The sequence below is a fragment of the Streptomyces microflavus genome (assembly GCF_014650075.1).
Lineage (GTDB): Bacteria > Actinomycetota > Actinomycetes > Streptomycetales > Streptomycetaceae > Streptomyces > Streptomyces microflavus.
In genome coordinates this window covers 132,043-156,127 of the sequence record NZ_BMUG01000015.1, presented here as the reverse complement: position 1 = coordinate 156,127, position 24,085 = coordinate 132,043, and the positions used below count along the sequence as shown (strand labels likewise).

The window sequence follows — 24,085 nt, the reverse complement described above, 5'->3', positions numbered from 1 at the left end:
CAACGATCCCCACCATGACCCACAGAATACCGAGCTATCCAAATGAGATGACCTCTTAGTCAGGGAGGTGCCGACGGCTCGCTTGCCCACCGTGGCCGGTGAACGGGCCACGCGGCAGATATGCCCTGGTCAGGGCTTACATTTCCGGTGTCGGCCCGGGGAACGCGTACTCCGAAGACGTCTTCCCTGCGCGGTGTGCGATGTGGCCGCCTGGGTAGACGGTGCCGCGTGCGCGCGGGACACCGCGGCAAGTACTGGGAAAATTCGGAGGACTGACCGTGTCGATATCCACGGAGACCGCGACCGCGGCTGCGGATCCCACTGTCCCGTCCGGGCTTCCACGGATCGATGATCCGCTGAAGATCGCGCCCAAGGACGCTCGGGCATTGGGGGCCTTGTTCTTCGAGCAGTTGCAGGTGCTGGAGGAGGGCACCCGCGAGTATCAGTACGCACGGAACACGCTGATCGAGATGAATCTCTCGCTGGTGCAGTTCGCGGCGAAGCGCTTCCGCAACCGCGGTGACGGCCAGATGGAGGACATCATCCAGGTCGGCACCATCGGCCTGATCAAGGCGATCGACCGCTTCGAGCTGTCGCGCGAGGTCGAGTTCACCTCGTTCGCGGTCCCGTACATCGTCGGTGAGATCAAACGGTTCTTCCGCGACTCCACCTGGTCCGTGCACGTACCCCGACGTCTGCAGGAACTCCGCATCACCCTGGCCAAGGCCAAGGAGGAGCTCACCACCGCTCTCGGCCGGGACCCCGGCACAGCGGAACTGGCCGAACACCTCGGCATTGAAGAGGAAGAGGTCATCGACGGTCTCATTGCTTCCAACGGCTACACCGCCGGCTCCCTCGATCTGCCGCTCGGGTCCGATCAGAGCAGCGCCGAGACCGTCACCTATGGCGACATCAAGGGCGACTGGGATCCGGCGATGGAACTGGTGGAGGATCTCCACGCCCTGGCCCCACTTCTCGAACTCCTGGACGAGCGTGAGCGGGAGATCATCAGGATGCGGTTCGGCCAGGACATGACCCAGGCTCAGATCGGCGAGCACCTCGGCATCTCGCAGATGCATGTCTCCCGAATCCTTTCCCGCCTCCTTACCAAACTCCGTACGGACATGCTGACCCAGAAGTGAGCTGCCCCCGATGATGCGGCCGAGCCCGTCCGGAAGCCCCGGGCGGGCTCGGCCTGGTGCTCGCGACGGTGCCGGAGCCGGTAGCAGGTTCCGACGACTTCAGCAGAGCTTCAGGGGGTGAACACCTGCTCCAGATGGTTGATGGCCCCGTCACTGTTCAGCCGATAGGTGAACACCAACCCACTGTTGGGGTGGGTCTCGAGCCAGTCGAGAAACTTCTGCACGGTGATCGGCTGGTTCTCCGTACTCTTCACGATCGGATCCGTGACCGTGATGTGGGCGGACAGATCCAGCGGTTGGTAGATCTCGTTGCCAACGGTCTCGAAGGGCGGGCCGTCCGAATCGGGGCTAGCGCAGCCCCAGTTGCCGTACTTCACGATCAAGCCGAGGTTCCCGCCCTCGGGGGTGTAGCGGTAGACCGCGAGTTCGTGGGGGGAGACGGGCATCTTGTGGTCGCAGTCGCCCGGCTCCTCGTCTCCCGCCTCGGACGCGGCTGGTGCGGGCGGCGCGTCCGGCGCAGGGGGAGCCTTCGGTACCGCTGAAGGCTCCCCATCATCACCGCCATCTTCGCCGTCAGGATCTATTTCGGCCGTAGGGGAGGCGTTCGTACTGTCCTGAGGGCTGGGTGTTTGTTGGACGACGCTTGGCGCCGCACCCGCCCCGTGTTCGTCTCCGCCGCAGGACGTCAGCGTCAGCACACACACCAAGCCCACACCGACAAAGGCTCTTCGCATCAAGCCTGGTCTGCGGCAGGACCCGATGTGTTCGACGCGCTTGGGACAATGCTCGCGGCGGAGACAACTATCGGCCACGGATCGGTTCACTGCACCTGCGGTCGTTGTCATCTCGTGACGCGGCGACCTCCTCCGGTGGCGGCACCCCGAGCCGGAACACCGTCAGGTCCGAGAGAGCGGCCGGTCAGGCTTGACGGAGCCCGCGCTTCACCAGCGACCACGCCGTCTCGGGCCACGAACCGGCCTGGCCGTTGACCGTCGGTCCTGGCCGCCGATGCTCAGAGGTAGCGCCGGATGGGAACGACGGCCGCTTCCCGCACCCGCTGGAGGACATCGCGCCGCTTCCACCGGCCGCGTTCGATCAGCACGCTCTTCTCGCGGTCCTCGTCGAAGTGGCCGTCGAGCGCGGCGGTGAAGTCGCAGTCCATGACGGCGAGCATGACCTCCTCGTCGTGGTCGAGGGAGCGCCGGTTGAAGTTGGTGGAGCCGATGAGGGAGGCGATCCGGTCGATCGTGAGGGTTTTCGCGTGCATCATCGTCGGCTGGTACTGGTAGATCTTCACCCCGCAGGCGGTCAGCTCCTCGTAGTGGCGCTGGCCGGCGAGCTGGCAGACCCGCTTGTCGGTGTGCGGGCCCGGCAGCAGGATCTCGACCTCCACCCCGCGCCGGGCGGCGGCGCAGAGCAGACCGGTGAAGTAGTCGTCGGGCGCGAAGTAGGCGGTGGTGAGGCGGATGCGCTCCTCGGCGGATTCGAGGACGACCCGCATCAGGGTCTGCATGTCCTGCCAGCCGAAGGACGACGAACCGCGCACGACCTGCACGACGGCGTCACCGTGGCGGTCGCTCGCCACGAAACGGTCGCGGTCGTCGAACAGCTCCTCCTGGCACTCGGCCCAGTTCTGCGCGAACGCGGCGGCCAGCCCGTCGACCGCGGGCCCGCGGACCTGCACATGGGTGTCGCGCCACTCGTTCTCGTTGCGCGCGTCGCCGCACCACTCCTCGGCTATCCCGACGCCACCGGTGAACGCGGTGGACTCGTCGGTGATGAGGACCTTGCGGTGGCAGCGGTGGTTCTGCTTGAGCGGCGAGAGGTAGAGCGGCTTGCGGAACCAGGCCACCGTCACCCCGGCCTCGTCCATCATGTCCAGCTGGTCCTTCTCGATCAGCCGGGACCCGAAGCCGTCCAGCATCAGCCGGACCCGGACGCCGGCCCGCGCCCGGTCGGCGAGCGCCTCGGCGAACTCCTGCGCGATGTCACCCCGCCAGTAGACGAAGGTCATCATGTCGACGGTGTGCTCGGCGCCCCGGATCGCCTTCAGCATCGCGCCGAAGATCTCGTCGCCGTTGCGCAGCGGGACAAGCGCGTTGCCCTCGGTCGCCGCGATCCCGATCAGCCGCTCCAGCCTGCGTCTGAGCCGCTGGGAGCGCTCCTCGCAGACGCGCGGGTCGAGTTCTGCCCGCCCGTCCAGCGGCGTGTATGCGGGGGTTTCGATCACGTCGGACATGCGTCACCTTTGTATGTCGGGGTGTATGAACACTGTGCGTTCCGGCTCTACGGACTCCGAGCCATCCGCTGAAACGGATTGCAACGGGAGGTTCGTGGTCATGCGTCACCGGAGTTCAAGCAGCGACCGTCTACCCCCTGATGACCCGGGGATTCTGCTGACAGACTCGGGGGTTCTGCGACAGCCCCGGGTGTCGGCAGGAAGCAGAGAACCTTGCCCGCAGGAGCTGTCACACGTTCAAGGGGTCACGGGATGATCTTGAAGCCCTGATCCGCCCGGATTTACGTGCGGCGGCGTGGAGCGGAGTCGCGTTCAGCCACATGCGGGGCGGCCGAGCCGATGCCGGGCGGGCGTACCGCTCCAGGGAGCAGACGGAGGCATGGCGGGACCGGGCAGGCAGCATCGGGGGCGAGGTGTCGTCCTCGGGGCGTCGTGTGTCATGGCACTTGACGCAACGGCACCTCGTCGGCCCGTGCGGCGCCGGTCCATGCCGATCGTGGGGTCGCATTCGATCCAGCCTTGGCGGTGCCACCAGCCGATCGCCTTGCGCGCGATGGACAGTTCCCGGTTGACGGGGTCGGCGTCCATCTCGTCCGCTTGCGCCGCCGCCGGCTCAGCCAGCAACTCCGGTAGTGCCGGGTCGTCGATTGCGGCGTCGGAAGGAGGGCGGCATCGGGCCAGGGCGGGCGGGCCCGGTCGGCGCCGGTTCGCCGGCGAGATCCGCTTTCGGGCCGTACGCCGCGGGATGGATACCGAGTTTGTGGGTGCTGAACTCGCCGAACCGGTTGATGTGTTCGGTCAGGTACGGCGAGATGTGCGCCAGGTCTTCTGGACCGACCTGCCGCCGCACGATCCGTCGGCGCAGCGGCGTATCGGAGAGGAAGCGCAGCAGCTGCAGGGTGCGGATCACGTTGCCGCCTGCACGGTGGCCGGCTGCGCCTCCCTCCGGGCAACCCATCTCATGCTCCTAGCTGTTCATGACCAGCTCACACGTGTGGAAATATAAGGCGCATGGATACGATTTCCTCTGTTGAGTTGGCTGCCCAGCGTCAGCGCACTGCCGAGGCAGCCGCTGACGCGGCACGTGCCGATGTTGAGCTCGAAGCCGTGGCCGCGGTCCGCGAGGGGGAGCCGGTCGAGGAGGTCGCCGAGATCTCGGGCATCGACTCCACCGAACTCCAGTATCTGGACAAGGCCGCCGGAGACCTGCCGCGAGGCTGAGCGGAACATCCACCTCGCATGTCCGGTACGGCGCACCGGAGTTTCGGTGTGCCGTAGTACCGAAGGCCGAGGGGTGAGCTGCCTACTCCTGGATGAATGCCAGCAGGTCGGGGTTGAGCACCTCCGGATGCGTCGTCAGCATGCCATGAGGAAAACCGTCGTAGCTTTTGAGGCGGCCATTCTTGAGCAGTGCGACCGACAGCGGCGCCGAGTCGTCGTAGGGGACGATCTGGTCATCGGTGCCGTGGGCCACCAGAACCGGGACGTCGATCGCCCTGAGGTCCTCGGTGAAGTCCGTCTCTGAGAATGCCTTGATGCACTCGTAGTGGGCGTTGGCGGCACCCTGCATACCCTGCCGCCACCAGTTGTCGACCACTCCCTTGGACACCTCGGCGCCGGGTCGGTTGAACCCGTAGAACGGCCCGGAGGGAACATCGATGTAGAACTGTGCCCGGTTCGCGACCAGAGAAGCTCGGAATCCGTCGAACACCTCGATGGGCAGGCCGCCGGGGTTGGACGGCGTCTGCACCATGATCGGTGGTACCGCGCCGACCAGGACCGCCTTGGCCACCCGTCCGGGCTTCGCGCGCGCCACGTACCGAGCCACCTCGCCACCGCCGGTCGAGTGGCCGATGTGAACGGCTCCCCGCAGATCGAGAGCGTCGGTGACCTCGGCTACGTCCGCTGCATAGGTGTCCATCTCGTGACCGCTCTGGCTCTGGGAGGACCGCCCGTGACCTCGGCGGTCATGAGCGATGACGCGGTAGCCCTTCGCGAGGAAGAACAGCATCTGATTGTCCCAGTCATCGGCGCTGAGCGGCCAACCGTGGTGGAACACGATCGGCTGCCCGTCGCGCGGACCCCAGTCCTTGTAGAAAATGCTGGTGCCGTCGCTCGTGGTGACCTTGCCCATGGCGGAACCCCTTCGGATGGCGGATGTGAAAGGTGAGTTCGGTGATCACCGGCCAGCCGAGTGCCCGAGGGGCGGAGACCCCTCTCGTCGTCCGGTGGGTGATGCACAGCCGGTACGGATAAATGAGACATTACACCCAGGTTCAATGTGCGGCACATGTACTCCACGGCCCTGCGGGCATGCCTCCGGCCGATACTATTCGTCACCGGAAGTAGCTGAATATCGCGTGTGCAAAGCACGGTTGCCCGACTGTGGATTCACCCTTCCGCAGGAGCCCGCTCTCGAAGGCTTCTCTATACGAGCCTGCCGTCCAGGGCGGTGGACTCGCGGCAAGGTCCGGGCCCGGCTCCAAGGCTGCTGGTGAGACTTATCCGCTCTGTCCATTCCTGCCGATCGAAGGCATCAACGATATCCTGGAGATGGCGACCGACGGTCGCCTGCAGCTTTACCGAACGCGGACTGTGCATCCCCTCAGGTGTGCTGCCGGCGCAACCCACTGCTGCGGTCCTGTGGGGGCCGCCCTCTCCGGGAGAGGCGTATGAGTACTCAATTCGAGGCCACTGTGATCATCGACCGCCCCATCGAAGCTGTATTCACTTACCTGGCGGACGGACGGAACGACCCCGACTTCAGCCCTCGCGTGCTCAAGATCGAAAAGAGCCCCGACGGAGTAACGAAGCTGGGAACCGTTTTCCACAGCACCGTCAAGGATGCTGGAATGCAGTCCGAACGGGATTTCGCAATAACGGAGTTGACCACCCCCACACGCATTCGCTGGCGGGAGGACTCCCAGAACTCGATCACTGTACGAGAGGGCGGCTACGACCTCGCGCCGACCCCCGAAGGGGGCACCCGTGTGCGCCTCTTCAATGTCCTCGACGGTCACGGCATCGGTAAATTGCTGCTCCCCCTGGCCGGTGGTGCGGCACGCAAAGATGCCCCTGACTTCGGCGAACGCATCAAGGCCGCCGCCGAGCGCGCGATCTGACCGCGGCATGAGCACCACCACGCGAGACCTTGCGATTTTGACGGTGGCAACCAGGCTTCGCAGCAAACGCGCAATCCAGTCGGTATCGGCGCTGCATGGGCAGCAAGGCCGCTTCACCGCCGAGCGGACAGCCCGCTGCCTCACGTAGGGCTGGGCAGTCCCTGCAACCTCACTGCTGTCGCAACCGCCGCTGCTGCGAGAACAAGCCTGCATGACTTCTTCAGGCATCGGCGAGGAGGGGGTCATACGGAGTGTTCGTGCGGCGGCCCGACATGAAGGAAAGGAAGTCGCCTACGAAGGCGCTGCGGCCGAAGGTGTCGTTGGTGGTGGCAAGGTCGCGGTGGAAGGCGGTGCGAAAGAGGGTTCGGTACTCGTCGGCGTCGATGGTGCCGCTGCCGTCCTTGTCGGTGGCGTCGAAGAGCACCTCTGCGACGCGGATCAGCGCCGGCCCGGCGAGGGAGGGAACGGCTGTGGCGTACTCGTCGGCGCTGACGCGGCCGTCGCCGTCCGTATCGAGGGCGGCCTGGAGCTCACGCCACCAAGCGGCGAAGGCGTCGTAAAGCCGGGTCTCCTCAGGTTCGTCCAGGTCGAGGCGGGTGGCCAGTTCGCGTGCCATGGCGGCGAGGTCAGGCCAGTCGAGGTGGCCGTCGCCGGTCTGGTCCAACACCTGGCGGAAGAACTCCTCCGCCGAGCGCCGCCCCTCTCCCGTGGACGGTGGGGTGGCTGGGACCGAGTCCGGGTCTGAGTCACCGCTCAGTGGTGTGAGGAGGCGGATCAGGGCCGCCCCCCGCTTCATGCGGGCGCGCAGTGCGGTCATGGTCCGGGCGCGTGGATCGTCGCTGTCGGGTGAGAGGGAGAGGGTCTCGATGATGGTTTCGGCATTGATCCAGCCCTCGGGCAGGAAACGGGTGAACCCGGCTGTGAGGTAGGCGCCCTGCATGAGAGTCGCAGCACCGGGCATCTCGGGCAGGCCCGCCTTGCGACGGTAGGGCTCAGGGAGTGAGGCGACGGTGATCGCGCCGAGGAGGGGACCGATGAGAGCCCGGCCGGCCGCCCACAGCGTGGGCATGCCGTCGAGCAGTGCCGGGGCGGGCAGGTGGTCGAAGAGCCGGTAGAGGATGACCCGGGCTGCCTCGGTGTTTTCCAACTCGTCCCCGACGACCCGGTCGAAGTACCGCCAGAAATCGTTGATGTCCTCCGGCAGAGCCCCGGCGTCGCCTTCGAGCGCGGCGAGGAACGCACGGTACTCGGCGTACATCCGTTCCATCGTGTCCTGGCCGAGCGGCTGGCCGCTGAGCCTGCACATGGTGACGGCGCTCTCGAAGAGGGTGGCGACCACCCAGGCGCGGGCCGCGCGATCCATCGCGTCGTAGGCGCGGCCGCGGGAGTCGGAGCCACTCATGCGGGCGTGCAGTCTGTTGAGCCGGCAGGCTTCCCGTTCGCGTACCGCCGGGTCGGCGTCGAACATGCGCCTCATGCTGAGGAAGGTGTTCCGTAGCCTGCGCCAGGGATGGGTGACGAAAGTGGAGTTGTCTGCGAGGGCAGCTCCGATCTGCGGGTGGGCAGCCTCCAGCACGGTGGCGCGGATCATGGCCAGCGCCCAGCGCGGGTCGTCGAAGAACGCGCGGAACTGCGATTCCGGCCCGAACAAGGGTGTCGCGTCAGCTGTTCCCGTGGTTCCAGTCGTCATGACAGAGCTCCGTTCGTCTGGGGTGGTACGCCGCCGAAACGGCGGTCACGCCGCCGGTAGGTATGCAGGCAGGCGAGGAAGTCCGGGGCCCGGAAGTCAGGCCAGAGCGCTTCGGGGAAGACCCACTCGGCGTAGGCGACCTGCCAGAGCATGAAGTTGGAGATCCGCTGCTCGCCGGAGGTGCGGATGACGAGGTCCACGTCAGGGGTGTCGGGGAACGGGAGGTGGTCCGCGAAGAGCCGCTCGGTCACCTCATCAGCGGGCGTTTTGCTGCGGATCAGCGACCTGGCGGCCTCGACGATGTCCCGGCGCCCGCCGTGGTCGAAGGCGAGGGTCAGCGTCATCCCCCTGTTGTCGGCGGTCAGCGTCGCCAGGTCGTCAAAGTCTTGGGCCAGTTCGCGGGGGATACGCGGGTCGGCGACCCCGAGGAAGCGGCAGCGGATGCCACGGGCCAGCAGCAACGGGGCGTGCTTGCGCACAACCCGGCGGACCAGGCGCATCAGATAGGCGACCTCGGAACCAGGACGGTTCCAGTTCTCGGTGGAGAAGGCGTACAGGCTGAGCCACTCCACGCCGGAAGCCCGGGCCGCCTCGATGACATCGATGACGGTGGCCTCCGCAGCCCGATGGCCCGCTGTTCGGGGAAGCGAACGGAGCTGTGCCCAGCGACCGTTGCCGTCCATCACGCAGGCCACGTGCCGTGGCACGGCACGCGCCGGCCGGCCGTCTCGCCGCTGCTCGTCGGCGGACTGTCGATCACCCGGCCGGTCCGCAACCACCTCGCGTGTGTGGTGCACGCCGTGGTCCGTCACACTCGGCCCCACCTCGCCCGGAGCGTCAAGGCCGACCCTGTCGCGCTCGGTCACGCCCGCCCCATTCACTCATACACACGCCCCACCGGGGCGCTGCCTCTCGCGATTCTGACGGCACGGAAGAACCCTGAGAGGACAAACGGGGGTGCCGTCACCCTTGGCTCATACGCCCGATAGGCGACGGGCAGCCTTCGCCGGTGATCGCGACCGGCACTCTCCCGCCTCCGCCTCGCCGTACCGTGCTGGTTCGACCGACAGAGCGGGGCGATCTCCCCGCTGCAGCATCCCGTCAACTCACACCACACCAGTGGTCATGAGGGGTCTGGGGAATGACGGTGAAGTACGGCATACACGCTTGGGGCGCTGGCCGGCATCCTCGCATTCGACACGTTCGAGACGCGGAAGCAGCCATTGAGCCGGGCTCATGCCCACCCTGTGCTCAACGCTCGGCGGAGCCGCCTCCTCCCGTCGGCACTCGCGGTCGTCGTGGACCTCACGTGCCCACTCACATCTGAAGAACGTGGCCGTGCGGTCGTCGTGCTCGTAGCCGGGGTGGACGTGCGAGCACCCGTGCAATCGCCTCAAAGTCGCCCCGCCGCCGACCAGTGGGTTCCGCGCTCTGAATCGCCTTCACGGAAAAGTCATGGACAGTAGGAGCGTTTCCGCAACACCGGCCTGGGGAGCCGCGCGCTGTCCCATCTACGTTCCCGTCACCCCGGCGTGAGCTGGCGCAGCACTCTGAGGCTGCGCGCCACACGTGATCTCCTGCGCCGGATGTGCGTCCCGACAATGACCGCGGCCGGCATGTGCCCCCACAGTCCGCAACCGCTTTCATCCAGGGTGCCGGCCGCTCTCTGACCACCCCATGGGGCGGCGATCGGCTCGGTGCCCTCGTTGCCGCGTCTCACCTATTCCGCCGGTTCGGCTTACAGACCGGTCGTACGCCATCACGCTCATGCCTGGGCAGGATTCGGGCCCCTTGCCTCGGGAACTGATTCCGTCGAGGGCCAGGCGATGGAGCTTGGCCCGGAGACCGGCCTTCGACCACTACCGGCTCACCAGGGACGCGAAGAGCTCGCCCTTGGCCGTGGACGACGAGGAGGGGGCGTGTCGCGTTCTCCGTGGTGGAGCTGGCCGGCGGCGCACTGATCGGCACCGCGACGCTGTGGGGCATCGACACCCACAGCCGCTCGGGGCACGTAGGCCTCTCGCTGCTGCCCGCCGCTCGCGGCAAGGGCTACGGAACTGACGTCGTCGCGACCCTGGGCCACTACGGGTTCGCCTTGCGTAACCTGCACCGGCTGCAGACCGAGACGCTCGCGGACAACACGGCGATGCTGCGCTCCGCCGAGCGCAACGGCTTCGTCCGCGAGGGGGTCCTGTGCTCCTCGGCCTGGCTGCTGGGCGAGTTCCTGGATGAGGTGCTCGGCCTCCTCGGCCAGGACTGGAAGCAGGACCCTGCAGCCTTGGGGCCTGTCCGGAAGGTCGGTGGGGAGCCAGAGCCGTAGGGCAGGCGAGGTGACCAGGGCTCTGCAGCGGCGGGCGCGGTCACGTGTCTCACTTCACGCCGCACCAGCAGTCTCCGGGCGGTGTCTCCCCTCGCGCTCTGTGCCGTGAAGTGTTTCGTTCCTGGTGAGAGGGGCACAGAAGAGGGCCGTCAACGCTGAGGAGCTCGGCGGTCCGCTCTTCAACCGCCATGAAGGGCTTCCTGCTCTGTCAGACCTGTTCGTCCGTCCCGAAGGAGTCCGAACCATGCCCGTAGATTCCACTCTGACCGGCGGTGCGGCGGCGGCCGCAGAAGGGTTCGCTGACACCGTCCGGCGTATCGGGGCCGGAGAGCTGGCGTTTCCGCTGCCGGGTTCCGGGCGTACCGCTGAGCGGTTCGCGGCTCTGAGCTCGGTCGCCGAAGCGGGACTGTGCACCGCGCGCCTGGTCGAGGGGCATGTCGACGCCGTGGCCATCCGCGCGGAGCTGGGCGAACCCTCGCCGCCGCCGGGGGAGCGGTGGGGCGTATGGGCAGCCGAGCCTCCGGGCGAAGGTCTCACCGCTGTCCGGGACGGCTCGGTCTGGATGCTGAACGGGCTGAAGCAGTACTGCTCGGGTGCGCACAGCTGCACCCACGCGCTGGTCACCGCCCGGGAGGGAGAGGTGCGGCGGCTCTTTGCGGTACGCGTGGGTGAAATCGGCTGCCGGCCGTTGGAAGGTACCTGGCAGGCTGTCGGCATGGCGGGCAGCGATACCCCCGGCGTGCAGTTCTCCGACGTGCCGGCCCACCTGATCGGCGGACCCGAGGCATATGTGCGGCGCCCCGGCTTCTGGCACGGTGGCATCGGGGTCGCCGCATGCTGGTACGGCGGCGCGGTGGCTGCCTCCCGGGTACTGCGCGAGGCGGCTGCTGGGCGGGCCGAGCCGCACACGGATGCTCACCTGGGGGCGGTGGACGTCCAGCTGTACGCGGCCGCGGCACTCCTGGAGCAGGCGGCCGACGAGATCGACGCGGACCCCTACGACGAGCGGGGCGGGGCCCGACTGCGGGCCATGCGAGTACGCGCGTTCGTCGAGTCCGTCTGCCGGGACGTTCTGGACCACGTGGGCAGGGCGACCGGCGCCGGCCCGCTGTGCCACGACGCCGCGCACGCCCGTACCGTGGCCGACCTCAGCGTGTACATCCGCCAGCACCATGCCGAACGCGACCTCGCCGCGCTGGGCGCCCACCTGGCCAGGCCGGAGGGCGAGCTGTGACGCGCCCCGCGGACGGAGGCTTCGCCGATCCCATCCAGGCACCCGGCACCCCCGAGGCGGAGTGGCAGGCATGGCCCGGCTGGGCCGGCCTTCCGGAAACAGCCCTGGGACCTTTCGACCGTGTAGTGGTGGTCGCCGCCCATCCTGACGACGAGGTGCTCGGTTTCGGCGGCGCGATCGCCCTGCTCGCAGCCTCGGGTACGGAGGTGACTGTGGTGGCGGTCACCGATGGCGAGGGCTCCCACCCCGACAGCGATCTGATCACCCCGTCCGACCTTGTGAAGGTGCGTGCCGCGGAAACCCGGGCGGCGCTGGCAGAGCTCGGTGCGGCGGACTCGGCCGTCGTACGGCTTCAGGTCCCCGACACGAAGGTAGTGGCGTACGAGGACGAGGTCACGGCCCGGATCGCGCGCCTGGTGGACGGCGCGGACCTGGTCGTCGCGCCGTGGACCGGCGATGTGCACGGTGACCACGAGGCGGCGGGCCGGGCAGCCGCGCGCGCGGCGGCTTCTGCGGGCGTCGTCTGCTGGCTCTATCCGGTGTGGATGTGGCACTGGGCGGCGCCGGGCGACCCCCGGGTGCCGTGGCGGCGCGCGGTCCGCATCCCGCTGTCCCCGACGGTGCTGGACCGGAAGCGGGCGGCCGTGGCGCAGTTCGTCAGCCAGATCGCGCCAGTGGGCCCGAGCCCGGGTGACGCGGCGATTCTTCCTCCGGAGGAACTGGCGCATCATCTGCGTGACCGGGAGGTGGTGTTCCGGTGAACGGCGCACAGCACACACCGGACGCCTCCGGGCATGCGGGCACCCCCGGCGCATACTTCGAGGACATGTACCGCGACGTTCCCGACCCCTGGCACCTCGCCGAACGCTGGTACGAGCGCCGTAAGTACGACCTCACCATGGCCAGCCTGCCCCGGGACCGCTACCGCCGCGCCTTCGAACCCGCCTGCTCCGTGGGCGAGCTGACCGTTCGTCTGGCCGAGAGGTGCGACCGGGTGGTGGCCTGTGACCGGGTTGAATCCGCAGTCGCCACCGCACGTCGGCGCACCTCCATTCTCCCTCATGTGGACGTATGCCATCTGACCGTTCCTGGCCAGTGGCCGCTCGGCAGCTTCGACCTCGTCGTCCTGTCGGAACTGCTCTACTACTTCGACGCCCCCACCCTCCAGCGCCTCCTGGGCCACGCCGTCGGCGCGTTGGAACCGGGCGGCACCCTGGTCACTGTGCACTGGAACCACCCGGTGCCGGACCACCGCGGAACCGGCAGCACACTGGCCCCGATCGTCGGTTCCCTGCCGGGGCTGACCCTGACCGCCGACCACCGCGAAAGGGACTTCGTGCTCCAGGTGTACGAGCGCACCAGCACCGACGGCACGGCGGCGCCCTCTCCCGCCGCCCGCGAAGGACTCGTATGACCGGACCGAGCAGTATCGAAGCGATCGCCGTCGTCATCCCGGCCCGCGACGAGGAGGACCTCCTTCCGGGCACGCTGGAATCCGTGCGTGCAGCGGCCGCCCACCCCGGCATCGGCTCGGTGCGCGTGCTCACGGTGGTCGTGGCCGACTGCTGCACGGACGCCACCGGTGACGTCTCCCGTGCTGCGGGCGCTCTCGTCGTGCCTGTCCGCTTCCGCAACGTCGGCCAGGCTCGATCCGCAGGCGTACGAGCTGCGCTCGGCGCGCTCGACAAGGGCCAGGGCAGCGTGTGGATCGCTTCCACCGACGCCGACAGCACGGTGGGGACGGACTGGCTCGCCTACCAGTTGGCGCGTGCCGCCGAGGGCTGGGACGCCGTCGTCGGCACCGTCACCGTGGACCGTTGGCCGCCGGACAAAGCCGATCTGGCCGTCCGGTACCGCCACCTCTACGAGATGTCCCGCCCACCTGCGGGCCGCCCGTGGCACCACCCGCACGTGCACGGCGCGAACCTCGGCGTCGGCAGTCGCGCCTACGCAGCGGCAGGCGGCTTCCCGCCGACTCCGCTCGACGAGGACCGCGGCCTGGTCGACGCCCTGGAGCGTACCGGCGCGCACATCCTGCGTACCTCCGACTGCCCCGTCGTCACCTCGGCCCGCAGCACCCCTCGCGCACGGGGAGGCTTCGGCGACCACCTGATCGACCTGGACTCCGCGCCACTGGCCGCGTCTGGAAACGGGGCCGTGAGCTGAACACCGGCACCCGCGAGGAACCACACTTCCGCCCTGGGACGGAGGAGCCCAGGACGACACCGTGGCGGCGCCGGCATGCTCACCCGCACCGCCGCCGGGGAGAGCCCCGTCGGGTTCAGGCGTCCGGATGGGCAGATTCAAGTTGCGGGGCCTTGCCAGTCCAGGCACAGGACGGTTGCATCGTCCTTGGGGGGCCGGTTACCAAAAGCGTCGGCTACTGCGGCGACCAGGGCGCGTACGACTTCGCGCGGGTGCTCAGCGGCGGTCCGGAGCAGGAGACGGGGCAGGTCGACCGTCGCCGCTTCGCGTTCCTGCATGCCGTCGGTGTACAGCACGAGACGATCACCGGGGCGCAGGTCGATGTCCTGTACCTGGTAGCAACCTTGTGGAGTGAAGCCGAAGGGCATGTTGACGGCCAGAGGCACTTCCTCGACTGTGCCGTTGCGCAGCCGAAGTGGCCCGGGGTGGCCAGCATTGACGATCTGGGCGCCGGTTCCGTCGAGGGCGATGCGTAGCAGCTGGCCGGTGGCGAAGGTGCGTGGTGCGTGCTCCAGGAGGGCCTGGTGCATCTGGCGTGCTTGTTCGGTGAGGTCCGCTCCGGCGCGGCGTGCGCCGCGGGAGGCGTTCACGACGAGGGTGGCGGTGAGGGAGGCGTCTACGTCGTGGCCCATGGCGTCGGTGACGGACAGGTGCAGGGTGTTGGTGTCGAGGCTGTAGTCGTAGGTGTCGCCGGCGATGTCGGAGGCCGGGACCAGAGCTCCGGCGAGGGCGAACTCGGCCGCTTCGCACGAGGGGGCCGACGGCAGGAGCTGGCGCTGGATCTCCGCTGCCAGGCTGACCGGAGTGGTGCGGTTGCCCCAGTGGTAGAGGTCGGTGAAGCGGCGGTCGGTCACGATGATGTAGGCCAACGCGTGCGCGGCCTCCTCGACCTGCGCCAGCACTTCCTCGCTCACGACGTCGAGGAACAGCTCCAGTACGCCGATGGTGTCACCGCGGTTGGTAACCGGAGCGAGCACACGTTGCCCCGGCCCGTCCGCCTCCACCTGCATCAGCTTCTGTGCACGCAGGACCTTGTCGTAGATGCCGCTGCCGGCAAGGGGCACCCGCTCGGCCCGGTGCCCCTGTGAGGCACCTGCTGTGTCGTTGACCCGCAGCAGACGTCTACCAACCACGTCGACGAACAGGAACGACACGTACCTTGCACCGAACCGGGTACGCAGATTGCGCGCCACGACATCGAGCGAGTCCACCGGCGCGGCATCCTCCGCCGCCGCCAGCACTTCAGCCAGCCCAATCCGATCACACACCACCACAGCCTCCAAAAGTTAAGAGGCCTTCTGCCCGCTCAACCGCCGCTGACCCACCGTGCAGACCTTTTCGAAGCAGTGGTCGAAGCTCTTGAGTACCGGGGGTGCCTCTGCAGGCCGGCCGGCCTCGTCCCGAGTTCGGCCGGCGGTGAAGACGTGGCCCCTGCCGTCCGAGCGGACGCGATATCGCTTCCAGCCGTTCCTTGCGGGCAAGTTCGGGTACCCGGCTGTGACGACAGAACTGACGGACGAGCGACGGAGAGCGCCATGGCGAAGACGAAGGCATCCGGCACTACGGGCCCGAAGGCCGCCTCAGCGGCAGGCCGGGCCGCTCGGGGTAGCCAGTCGAAGCGCAGCAGGAAGGCCGCTGCCAGCGCATTGTCGCAAACCTCCGGCAAGGCGGGTACGGCCGACACCAGGACGACCAAGTCCGGGCCGGCGTCCGCTGCCGGCAAGACGATGCGGTCCAAGACGCGGTCGAAGTCCGAGAAGAAGGCCGCAGCCAGTGCCTTGGCTCAGTCGCCGACCACCTTGCCTGCCAGGCCGCGCAAGAAGGTGCTCACTGCCGCCGCCAAGGTGCTGGCCGACAAGAAGTCGACCAAGGCAGAGCGTTCCGACGCAGCGAGCACTCTCGCACAGGCCGCGGCGTACGCTCTGAGGTAGCGTGAGCGATCCCGCCTCGATGACGTAGGCAGCAGAATTCGGGTGTTCGGCGCTTGGCGAGCGCACCCGGAAGCGACTGCTGCCCCTCCGGCGTACAGCTTCAGGTGCAAGCGGTGTGCCTGGGCGGTCCGGAAACAGGGCCCCTGCAGAGGCGGGGGCCCTGTTCCATGCCCCTCTCCATGTCCGACATCCTTTCCGCCCGCGTTCCACGACTGAGCTCGTCATAGGGCACGGGCGGCGTCAAGGGTCGGATAGATCCGCAGGTACGTCTCGACACCGGCGAGATCGAACAGCCTGGCAACCCGAGGGGAAGGAGCAGCGATACGCAGGTCGGTGCGCTGGTGCACAGCCAGGATCATCCGGAGGAAGGACGAGTCGGCGAATGTGATGCAGCTGGCGTCCAGCACCAGTCCGCCGTGCACGACGGCCATCGTCCCGATCTGCGCTTCCAACGACGTGACGTTGTGCATGTCGAACTCTCCGCTGGGGGAGATCACGGGTAGCGGCTCTGTGTGTGCATCGTGAGCGTCTGAAGTCGTCATCAGACGATTATCGCCAAGCGCCCTTGGGCTTTCGCCCCCGACCACCCCTGTCATCGCGCGGGACCCCTCGTCTCGGGTCTGCCGGGAGTGCGAGGACATCAGGAGTGCAGTGCGGCGATGGCCTGCTCGGTCGTCGGCTGCAGAGTGAAGATCTGGTCCAGTCCGACGATGCGGAAGAGGTGCAGGAGATCGGGACTCGACCCCGCCAGGGTGAGCAGAGCACCGGTGGCCTGGGCACGCTGGTAGGCCGTGACGAGCAAAGTGATTCCGGTGGAATCGCAGTAGGTCAAGCCGGACACGTCGATCACCAGGCCCGTGCCCGTCGCGAGGGCGATCTCGTCGAGGGCTTCGCGGAGGCGCGGCGAGGTGTGGTGGTCGAGTTCGCCGGTGACGGTCAGGACGTAGGCGCCGACGGGGTGGGGCGAGGTGGTCACGGTCAGAGTCTGGTTGCTCACCGGGTCTCCTGTGCAGGTGCGGGTGGGTGTATGGGCACGGACAGGGCAAGGAGGGCGGTGTCGTCATTGACGCCCGTGCCCAGGTGGTCGAGGAGCCTACGGATACCTGCGACCAGATCGTCCGCGTCGTCCCAGGTGCCGGCTGCCAGGTGCGCGGCCAGGCCCTCTTCTTGGCGCATGGGACCGCTCGGTGTGCGGGCTTCGGTCAGGCCATCGGTGTACAGCAGCAGGGCGTCACCAGGGGCGAGGTGTGTGGAGGTCTGGGTGAAGCGGGGTTCGGGCAGCAGCCCAATGAGCTGTCCGCCGGTGACGGGTAGGGGCTGGATCGTGCCGTCGGCCCGTACGGCCGAGGCCGGGGGGTGTCCGCCGCCGGCGAGAGTGAGAGTGAAGGAGCTGTCTTCCGTCCGTCCCAGAACGCCGAAGACCGCGGTGCAGTGGCGGGGGTCGGTTCCCGGGTACTCGCCTTTGAGGACGGTGTCGAGGTTGGCCAGGACCGCGCACGGGTCAGGGCCGTAGATGGCGGCGGCGCGCAATGTGTAGCGGGTGAGCGAGGTGAGGGCCGCGGCCTCGGCTCCTCTGCCGCAGACGTCGCCGAGGAAGAACGCCCATCGGCCGTCGTCCAGGGGGAACAGGTCGTAGAAGTCGCCGCCCACTTCGTCGGCGGAAGCCGCGTGGTAGGCGGCGGCCGCTCTGAGGCCGGGAACCTGGGGCAGAGCGGGTGGCAGGAGGGTCCGCTGGAGGGTGCGCGCGAGGCGTTCGGCTGCGGTGCGCATCTGCCGTTCGGAGGTGACTGTGCGAATGGCCGACAGGCGCATCTCCAGCTGGTCCATCACCAGGGCGGCCAGGTTCTGGAGGGCCGCCAGCTGCTCCGCGGTCACCTGGCGGGGGTGGGTGTCGAGCACGTTGACGGTGCCAAGGTGGTAGCCGTCGGCGGTGGTGATGGCGGCGGCTGGGGTGCGGAAGATCCGGGCGGCGAGAGCGGCCCCCTTGTCGAACGTTCCATCCGGAGGGGTGTCCAGGATCTGGTACCGGTCCACTGCGGCCAGGCGTCGTTCCTCATCGGCGGACCGAGGCGCCGGGCTCGGGCGCAAGGCACTCCCCGTCACCGTCATTGTCGTCCCCCAGTCACCGTCCCACGTGCCCGCCTTCGAGGCGACTGTCCTATCCTACGGATCGCACCACCCAACACCGATTGAGGTGGTGGCCCCGCAGGGAGGATGAAGGCGCGGTGCCAGGTGGGGCGGGCAGAGGATGCAGCTCTCGATCCGCTTCCCGCACCGCGGGGGACGATGTGCGCTTGCGAGGCGGTCTCGAGCGCAGGCAACAGGAACGGGGCCCCGGGGACCCGCCGACGTGGACGAAGGGGTGCCGAACGATGGGTACTGAAGGCGCCAGGGACCGGCCGGCACCCGCAGCCGATGTGTTCTCCGCGGACGCCGAGGTCGGCAAGGACCTTGCCACGGTCGACTGGGCGACGCACCCCCTCGGGCCACCGGCAGACTGGCCGCAGAGTCTGCGGACCGCGGTGAGCATTCTGCTGTCGTCACGCTTCTCCATGTGGATGGCGTGGGGGCCCGAGCTGACGTTCTTCTGCAATTCCGCCTACCGGCGGGACACCCTGGGCAGCAAGTACCCATGGGCCCTGGGCCGCCCGGCGAGCGAGGTATGGGCGGAGATCTGGGACGACATCGGCCCACGGATCGACACTGTGCTGAGTACGGGTGAGGCAACCTGGGACCAGGCCCTGCTGCTCTTCGTCCAGCGATCAGGCTATCCGGAGGAGTCCTACCACACGTTCTCCTACAGTCCTCTGCGCGACGACAACGGCCATGTGGTCGGCATGCTGTGCGTGGTCAGTGAGGATACCGAGCGGGTCATCGGGGAACGACGGATGGCCACGCTGCGGGACCTGGGCTCAGACCCCAGTGTGGTGCGCACCGAAGAAGAGATGCTCGCCTTCTCCGGTCGGCAGCTCAGCGGCAACCTGGCAGACCTCCCCTTCACCCTGACCTATCTCTTCGAGGACGACGGCAGCGCCCGGCTGGCAAATGCGGCCGGTATCGGGGCCGGGCACCCGGCCGCACCGGCGAAACTGCCCACGGGAGGGGCGGAGGGGGCGTGGCCTGTGGCCGCGCCCGCCCTGGGTGAATCGGCGCTCGTCCCCCTGGACGCGGAGCTGTTCACCGAACTGCCCACAGGACGCTGGCCCGCGCCGCCCACCCAGGCGCTCGTGGTGCCGCTGCTGCAACAGGGCGGCTCGCCGTACGGATTCCTCGTCGCCGGGCTCAATCAGCACCGGCCGCTCGACGACGCCTACCGCGGTTTCGTCGAACTCGTCGCGGGGCACATCGCCGCGGGGATAGCGAGTGCCCGCAGCTACCGGGCGCAGCAACAGCGAGCCGAGGAGCTCGCCGAGCTGGACCGGGCGAAGACCACCTTCTTCTCCAACATCAGCCACGAGTTCCGCACTCCGCTCACCTTGATCATGGGACCGCTCGAAGAGTTGCGTGGTCGACTGGCGCAGAGCGACCCCCAGGTGCAACAAGAGCTCGAGGTGATCCACCGCAACGGACTCCGGTTGGGCAAACTGGTCAACACGCTGCTGGACTTCTCCCGCATCGAAGCCGGCCGGATGCAGGCGACCTACGAGCCCGCGGATCTTGCCGCCGTTACCTCGGAACTGGCCAGCGTCTTCCGCTCGGCGATCGACCGGGCCGGGCTCGATTTCATCGTCGACTGCCCTCCCCTGGACGAGCCGGTGTACATCGACCGCAGCATGTGGGAGAAGGTGATGCTCAACCTTCTCAGTAACGCGCTGAAGTTCACCTTCGACGGCTCGATCGCCGTGGTGGTGCGTGCTGCGAACGGAGAGGCGGTAGTGACCGTCAGGGACACCGGTATAGGCGTCCCTGCGGAGGAGATGCCCCGGCTGTTCGAACGCTTCCACCGTATCGAGAACGCTCGCTCCCGCTCCAACGAAGGCAGCGGCATCGGGCTCGCCCTCGTCCAGGAACTCGTGAACCTGCACGGCGGCGCGATCAGCGCCCGCAGCACCGAGGGCGAGGGCACCAGTTTCAGCATTCGCCTCCCGTTCGGCGCCGCGCACCTGTCCTCCGACGCCCTCACGCCTCAAGCCGGCACCTCCGCGGCACCCGTCCATGCCTCTCCCTACGTGCAAGAAGCACTGCGTTGGCTGCCCGGGGGGCAGCGAGGCGCATCAACGGTCGACACCATCGACGGCGAGCCCGTCACGGGACCGGGAATTGCCGCCCGGGTGCTGATCGCCGACGACAACGCCGACATGCGTGAGTACCTCTCCCGGCTACTGGCCGGAGCGGGCTACGAGGTCCGCGCCGTCAACGACGGCCTGGACGCACTGGACGCGATCCGTGCGCAAGCCCCCGACCTCGTGGTCAGCGACGTCATGATGCCGCGCCTGGACGGCCTTGCTCTGGTCGCTGCTCTGCGTACCGATCCACGCACCGCAGCCGTCCCCGTGCTGCTGCTGTCCGCACGGGCGGGCCAGGAAGCGTCGATCGAGGGCCTCCAGGCCGGCGCCGACGACTATCTCGTCAAGCCGTTCGCCGCCGCCGAACTCCTCGCCCGGGTGCGGGCGAACGTCGAACTGGCCCGGTTGCGCAATCACCACGCTCGCTGGCGCACCGCGCTCGTCGACTCCCTGCAGGAAGCGTTCTTCGTCTGCGACCAGGACGGCGCAGTCATAGAGATCAACACCGCCTTCACCGACATCCTCGGTTACGGCCCCGAGAACCTGCCCTACCCCTCGATGCACCCCTGGTGGCCGGACGCCGACACCGACCCGGAAGCCCACCGGCAGGTCGCCGACGCCTTCGCCGGCCTCCTCGATCAGAACAAGGGCAGCTACACCATCCCCGTCACACACCGCGACGGGCACCGCCTGTGGATCAGCGCCACCTTCAATCCGGCCCAGGATCCTGACAGCGGGCGCACCGTCACCGTCGGGACCTTCCGCGACGCCACCGCGGACCACTACGCCATTCAGCGCGACAGTGCCCTCGCTTCCCTCAGCACCTGCCTGACCCAGGCCGAGGACCTGCCGCAAGCTCTGAGCGCTGCCTTGGCCGAACTGAAGGAACTGTGGCGCGCGACTTCCGTACTGGCTGTGGTTTTCGACCGCGGCGACACACCCACCCTGACCGCCACCGAACCCGGTCTGACCTGGCAACAACTGCCCGCCGAACGCCGCCAGGCACTCACCGACCTGTGCGAGCGTCCCCTCCTCGCCCCGACCTTGGACAGCGCAGGGGCCGGCATCATCCTGGAACACCCCGACGGCCCGATGGCGCTGTGGGTCGACCTCGGCGACCAACGGCCCTTCAGCAGCGAGGACCAGCTGCTGCTGTCACTCCTGGCCGGACACCTCGCCCAGGGCCTGACCCGTGCCCACCAGATCGACCAACAGCGCGAGATCGCTCTCGTCCTGCAGCGTGCGATCCTCGGCCCCTCCCAGCTGCCCGAAGGCTTCGCCGTCCGTTACGAACCCGCCACCCGACCCTTGGAGGTCGGCGGCGACTGGTACGACACCGTGTCACTGCCCGACGGGCGCATAGGTATCGTCGTGGGCGACTGCGTGGGCCGCGGACTGGAAGCAGCTACCGTTATGGGCCAGCTGCGCAGCGCCTGCCGCGCCCTGCTGCTCCAGGACGCCAGTCCCGCCCGGACCCTCATGGCGCTGGACCACTTCGCCGCCGGCGTCCCCGGCGCCATGTGCACCACCGTCTTCTGCGGTGTCCTCAATCCCGACACCGGCCGCCTGACGTACTCCAGTGCAGGCCACCCGCCGGGCATCCTTGCGCACCCCGACGGCACAACGGTGCTGCTGGACGGCGGCAGGTACGCCCCTCTGGCCGTCCGCCCAGGTACCGCACGCCCGGAGGCGGCATGCGACGTGCCCGCCCGGGCCACGCTGCTGCTCTACACCGACGGCCTCGTCGAACGTCGAAGGCGCCCGCTGACCAGTGGCATCGACCAGGCGGGCGAGGCGGTCCAGGCAGGCCGCGACAGCGCCGTCGACGACCTCGCCACGCAGGTCATGGAACGCCTCGCCCCGGCCGGAGGATATGACGACGACGTCGCCCTGCTGCTGTACCGTCACCCAGCACCGCTGGAGATGACCTTCCCCGCCGAGTCGGAGCAGCTGGCCCCCGTCCGCAAGGCGTTGCGCAGCTGGCTGGACCAGTGCGACCTGCCGCCCCGCACCGTGCAGAACGTCCTGGTCGCTGCCGGGGAAGCGTGCGCCAACGCCATCGAGCACGGCCACCGCCACAACCCAGGGGAGCCCATCCGCCTCCGGGCCGAGGCACTCGTGGACGACCTGCATCTGTCCGTCGTGGACAGCGGCAACTGGAAGCCACCCCAGCCCGAACTCAACGCCCACCGCGGCCGGGGCGTCACGCTGATGCGCGCAATGATGCAGCAGGTCACCATCACCCCCAGCCCGGCCGGCACCACCGTCGGCATGCACACGAGGATCGTCTGATGACCACACCGCTCACCCTCACTGCCCGCAGCCGACCGGACGGCACACCCCTGCTCAAGGCCGTCGGCGAGATCGACATGAGCAATACCGACGCCTTGGCAGCCGCTCTCGACGCCACCGCAGGCCCCCTCGTCATCGACCTCACTGAAGTCGACTACCTCGACAGCGCCGGTCTGAGCGTTCTGTTCGCCCACGCCGACCGCCTCGAACTCATCGCAGGCCCGCTCCTGACCCCCGTCCTGACGATCTCCGGACTCGCCGACCTGACCACGACCCGCGGCCCGGACGTCTGAGACCGCACGACCGGCGTCCGCCGCCGGCCGAGCGTCCGCCGGACGATCGAGCGAAGTTCGTAGCGTCGCGTACCGGAAGAGGCGTGGCCTGTCGCCGGGTCAGGGGCCTGACCCGACCAGGTGGCCATGAGAACGCACGTGCCTTCTGGAACCGTCATCGTGAACTCCAGGGTGACGCCGATGGGATACAGGTTCACCGAGCACCGGAAAGCAGCGAAATCACGGATGGCCGTAGCCGGCTGACGGGCAACGAGTTGCACGCCGTTCAAGGCCCGGGCGGATGCGGTCCAGCCCGTGCACTTTCGGCTACCAGGTGTTGAGGCGCTTACCCGCGACGCTGGCGAACGCGTTGATTGCGGACCGCAAAGCCTCGTGCTGCTCGTGGGCTTGATCCGGAATCACCGGACCCAGGCCTTCGTCAGGGTGACCGAAGCCCCTCTCGACACCGGTCAGCGTGACTGCGAGTTGCTGGGCAGCTGCCCGAACAGCTTTGGCGGCCTCGGCGACGCGGGTCGGGCCCTCAAGCTCGACCTGCCGGGCAGCGGCCGTCACCGGGTGATGTGTGGCTGCGGAGGAGATGGAATCCCGATACCCGGCAAGCTCATCCGGGCCGGAGCGCAGGGGGCGGTGTGCCGACCCACGGGTCGAGTTTTCCAGCAGAAGGCGCGCGTGCTCAACCGCTGAGGCCGTTTCCGCCTCGTATGTGTCGGCAGCTTTGAGCAGTGCCACGTACGCCTCGCGCTGCCCCTCGCGGCGTGCGACGTCCAGCGGCCCGAAGTAGGCGCTCCGAGCCGCCCTGGCCGCCCCCATCACCGCCGCCGCCCCTCCGATCAGGGCACCCGCGAGGGCGCTCCCAGCCCCGATCAGCGCAATCATCATCTCGTCACCCATAGGGTCCGATCCTGCCCTCACTCGGCAGGGTGGTCCACGGGCGGACCTCTGGCTCCCTGTGACGACAGAGGAGTCCTTCCGAGCGAGTCCTTCTCTGCACCGCAGGTCAGGCACTGTTTTTCGTCCATATTCGCCAGGATCGGCGAGCTGCACGTTTGAAGACGGCGTCGGGGGTCAGGTGGTGGAGGACCGCAACGTCGAGCAGAGCAAGGGTGTGAGTGGCATGGCTGCTGATGAGAAGGCCCAGGCGAAGACTGAGCAGGCCAAGGGCAAGATCAAGGAAGTCGCCGGCCGTACCGTTGGCAATGAGCGGCTCACGGCCGAAGGCCGGACCGATCAGGCCAAGGGCGACGCCCGTCAGGCCAAGGAGAAGGTCAAGGACGCCCTCACCGACTGACATCGTGCAGCCGGTTGCATCAGGCCCCGCGGAGCTCTGCTCCAGCGGGGCCGTGCCATGCCCGGGCCCTGACGTCGGTGACGATGATGTCCGCGCAGCGGGC

The 24,085-nt window shown here is 68.3% G+C and carries 23 protein-coding genes; 12 read left to right on the top strand and 11 right to left on the bottom strand.

Annotated elements, in window-relative coordinates:
- The first annotated feature begins 278 nt into the window (after nucleotides 1-278).
- Nucleotides 279-1,142 (top strand): RNA polymerase sigma factor SigF, encoded by an 864-nt coding sequence (locus tag IE264_RS34010; protein ID WP_051822114.1) that lies wholly within the window; start codon nucleotides 279-281, stop codon nucleotides 1,140-1,142.
- A 110-nt stretch (nucleotides 1,143-1,252) separates the two neighbouring features.
- Here the strand turns inward: IE264_RS34010 and IE264_RS34005 are convergent, their stop codons facing one another.
- From IE264_RS34005 to IE264_RS33995, 3 genes are all read right to left on the bottom strand, one after another.
- Nucleotides 1,253-1,840 carry a hypothetical protein gene (locus IE264_RS34005; protein WP_229887898.1) on the bottom strand — a complete coding sequence of 196 codons (588 nt, stop codon included), beginning with the start codon at nucleotides 1,838-1,840 and terminating at the stop codon, nucleotides 1,253-1,255.
- A gap of 314 nt (nucleotides 1,841-2,154) precedes the next feature.
- Nucleotides 2,155-3,381, bottom strand: coding sequence for a phospholipase D-like domain-containing protein (locus tag IE264_RS34000; protein ID WP_190167759.1), 1,227 nt, complete (start codon nucleotides 3,379-3,381; stop codon nucleotides 2,155-2,157).
- 613 nt (nucleotides 3,382-3,994) lie between these two features.
- A complete protein-coding gene (locus IE264_RS33995) occupies nucleotides 3,995-4,291 on the bottom strand; it encodes a hypothetical protein (protein WP_158706577.1) in 297 nt (98 codons plus the stop codon).
- Between the two features lie 101 nt (nucleotides 4,292-4,392).
- On the opposite strand from IE264_RS33995, the gene IE264_RS33990 reads away from it, so the two are divergent.
- Entirely contained in the window at nucleotides 4,393-4,602 is a 210-nt protein-coding gene (locus tag IE264_RS33990) for a hypothetical protein (RefSeq protein ID WP_015613196.1), read from the top strand.
- 82 nt (nucleotides 4,603-4,684) lie between these two features.
- On the opposite strand, the gene IE264_RS33985 is transcribed toward IE264_RS33990, so the two are convergent.
- Nucleotides 4,685-5,515, bottom strand: a complete 831-nt coding sequence (locus tag IE264_RS33985; RefSeq protein ID WP_032759675.1) for an alpha/beta fold hydrolase — start codon at nucleotides 5,513-5,515, stop codon at nucleotides 4,685-4,687.
- Nucleotides 5,516-6,053: 538 nt separating this feature from the next.
- Here IE264_RS33985 and IE264_RS33980 point away from each other — a divergent pair.
- Nucleotides 6,054-6,503 carry an SRPBCC family protein gene (locus IE264_RS33980; RefSeq protein ID WP_032759674.1) on the top strand — a complete coding sequence of 150 codons (450 nt, stop codon included), beginning with the start codon at nucleotides 6,054-6,056 and terminating at the stop codon, nucleotides 6,501-6,503.
- A 220-nt stretch (nucleotides 6,504-6,723) separates the two neighbouring features.
- On the opposite strand, the gene IE264_RS33975 is transcribed toward IE264_RS33980, so the two are convergent.
- Both IE264_RS33975 and uppS read right to left on the bottom strand, forming a co-directional pair.
- Complete coding sequence (locus IE264_RS33975; RefSeq protein ID WP_032759673.1) at nucleotides 6,724-8,193, bottom strand: oxygenase MpaB family protein; 1,470 nt, start codon at nucleotides 8,191-8,193, stop codon at nucleotides 6,724-6,726.
- Complete coding sequence (gene uppS, locus IE264_RS33970) at nucleotides 8,190-8,900, bottom strand: polyprenyl diphosphate synthase (protein WP_106960305.1); 711 nt, start codon at nucleotides 8,898-8,900, stop codon at nucleotides 8,190-8,192. Before uppS ends, IE264_RS33975 begins: the two co-directional genes overlap by 4 nt.
- A gap of 1,226 nt (nucleotides 8,901-10,126) precedes the next feature.
- Here uppS and IE264_RS33965 point away from each other — a divergent pair.
- The 5 genes from IE264_RS33965 (at nucleotide 10,127) to IE264_RS33945 (ending at nucleotide 13,913) form a co-directional block, all read left to right on the top strand.
- On the top strand, nucleotides 10,127-10,513 hold the full coding sequence (locus IE264_RS33965; protein ID WP_373301948.1) for a GNAT family N-acetyltransferase: 387 nt from the start codon (nucleotides 10,127-10,129) through the stop codon (nucleotides 10,511-10,513).
- Nucleotides 10,514-10,757: 244 nt separating this feature from the next.
- Nucleotides 10,758-11,747 (top strand): acyl-CoA dehydrogenase family protein, encoded by a 990-nt coding sequence (locus IE264_RS33960; protein WP_051822005.1) that lies wholly within the window; start codon nucleotides 10,758-10,760, stop codon nucleotides 11,745-11,747.
- Complete coding sequence (locus tag IE264_RS33955) at nucleotides 11,744-12,508, top strand: PIG-L deacetylase family protein (protein ID WP_015613188.1); 765 nt, start codon at nucleotides 11,744-11,746, stop codon at nucleotides 12,506-12,508. The genes IE264_RS33960 and IE264_RS33955 overlap by 4 nt, the downstream gene beginning before the upstream one ends.
- Before the next feature lie 65 nt (nucleotides 12,509-12,573).
- A complete protein-coding gene (locus IE264_RS33950; RefSeq protein WP_032759693.1) occupies nucleotides 12,574-13,161 on the top strand; it encodes a class I SAM-dependent methyltransferase in 588 nt (195 codons plus the stop codon).
- Nucleotides 13,158-13,913, top strand: a complete 756-nt coding sequence (locus IE264_RS33945; RefSeq protein ID WP_032759670.1) for a glycosyltransferase family 2 protein — start codon at nucleotides 13,158-13,160, stop codon at nucleotides 13,911-13,913. The genes IE264_RS33950 and IE264_RS33945 overlap by 4 nt, the downstream gene beginning before the upstream one ends.
- Before the next feature lie 137 nt (nucleotides 13,914-14,050).
- Here IE264_RS33945 and IE264_RS33940 read toward each other — a convergent pair whose 3' ends face one another.
- A complete protein-coding gene (locus tag IE264_RS33940) occupies nucleotides 14,051-15,223 on the bottom strand; it encodes a PP2C family protein-serine/threonine phosphatase (protein WP_015613185.1) in 1,173 nt (390 codons plus the stop codon).
- A 264-nt stretch (nucleotides 15,224-15,487) separates the two neighbouring features.
- Between IE264_RS33940 and IE264_RS33935 the strand changes: the two genes are divergently transcribed.
- Entirely contained in the window at nucleotides 15,488-15,883 is a 396-nt protein-coding gene (locus IE264_RS33935; protein WP_032759669.1) for a hypothetical protein, read from the top strand.
- A 221-nt stretch (nucleotides 15,884-16,104) separates the two neighbouring features.
- Here IE264_RS33935 and IE264_RS33930 read toward each other — a convergent pair whose 3' ends face one another.
- The 3 genes from IE264_RS33930 to IE264_RS33920 form a co-directional block, all read right to left on the bottom strand.
- On the bottom strand, nucleotides 16,105-16,425 hold the full coding sequence (locus IE264_RS33930) for an STAS domain-containing protein (RefSeq protein WP_094214170.1): 321 nt from the start codon (nucleotides 16,423-16,425) through the stop codon (nucleotides 16,105-16,107).
- A 98-nt stretch (nucleotides 16,426-16,523) separates the two neighbouring features.
- Complete coding sequence (locus IE264_RS33925; protein WP_015613182.1) at nucleotides 16,524-16,880, bottom strand: STAS domain-containing protein; 357 nt, start codon at nucleotides 16,878-16,880, stop codon at nucleotides 16,524-16,526.
- Entirely contained in the window at nucleotides 16,877-17,992 is a 1,116-nt protein-coding gene (locus IE264_RS33920; RefSeq protein ID WP_032759668.1) for a PP2C family protein-serine/threonine phosphatase, read from the bottom strand. Before IE264_RS33920 ends, IE264_RS33925 begins: the two co-directional genes overlap by 4 nt.
- A 263-nt stretch (nucleotides 17,993-18,255) precedes the next feature.
- Between IE264_RS33920 and IE264_RS33915 the strand changes: the two genes are divergently transcribed.
- The gene (locus IE264_RS33915; protein WP_032759667.1) at nucleotides 18,256-22,401 is read left to right on the top strand and encodes a SpoIIE family protein phosphatase; all 4,146 of its coding nucleotides are present in this window, start codon (nucleotides 18,256-18,258) and stop codon (nucleotides 22,399-22,401) included.
- On the top strand, nucleotides 22,401-22,694 hold the full coding sequence (locus IE264_RS33910) for an STAS domain-containing protein (protein WP_015613179.1): 294 nt from the start codon (nucleotides 22,401-22,403) through the stop codon (nucleotides 22,692-22,694). The genes IE264_RS33915 and IE264_RS33910 overlap by 1 nt, the downstream gene beginning before the upstream one ends.
- A gap of 306 nt (nucleotides 22,695-23,000) precedes the next feature.
- Here the strand turns inward: IE264_RS33910 and IE264_RS33905 are convergent, their stop codons facing one another.
- Nucleotides 23,001-23,585: a hypothetical protein gene (locus tag IE264_RS33905; RefSeq protein WP_015613178.1), complete on the bottom strand. Its 585-nt coding sequence runs from the start codon at nucleotides 23,583-23,585 to the stop codon at nucleotides 23,001-23,003.
- Nucleotides 23,586-23,808: 223 nt separating this feature from the next.
- Here IE264_RS33905 and IE264_RS33900 point away from each other — a divergent pair, with 223 nt between their 5' ends.
- Nucleotides 23,809-23,982, top strand: a complete 174-nt coding sequence (locus IE264_RS33900) for a CsbD family protein (protein ID WP_078618934.1) — start codon at nucleotides 23,809-23,811, stop codon at nucleotides 23,980-23,982.
- The last annotated feature ends 103 nt before the right edge of the window (nucleotides 23,983-24,085 follow it).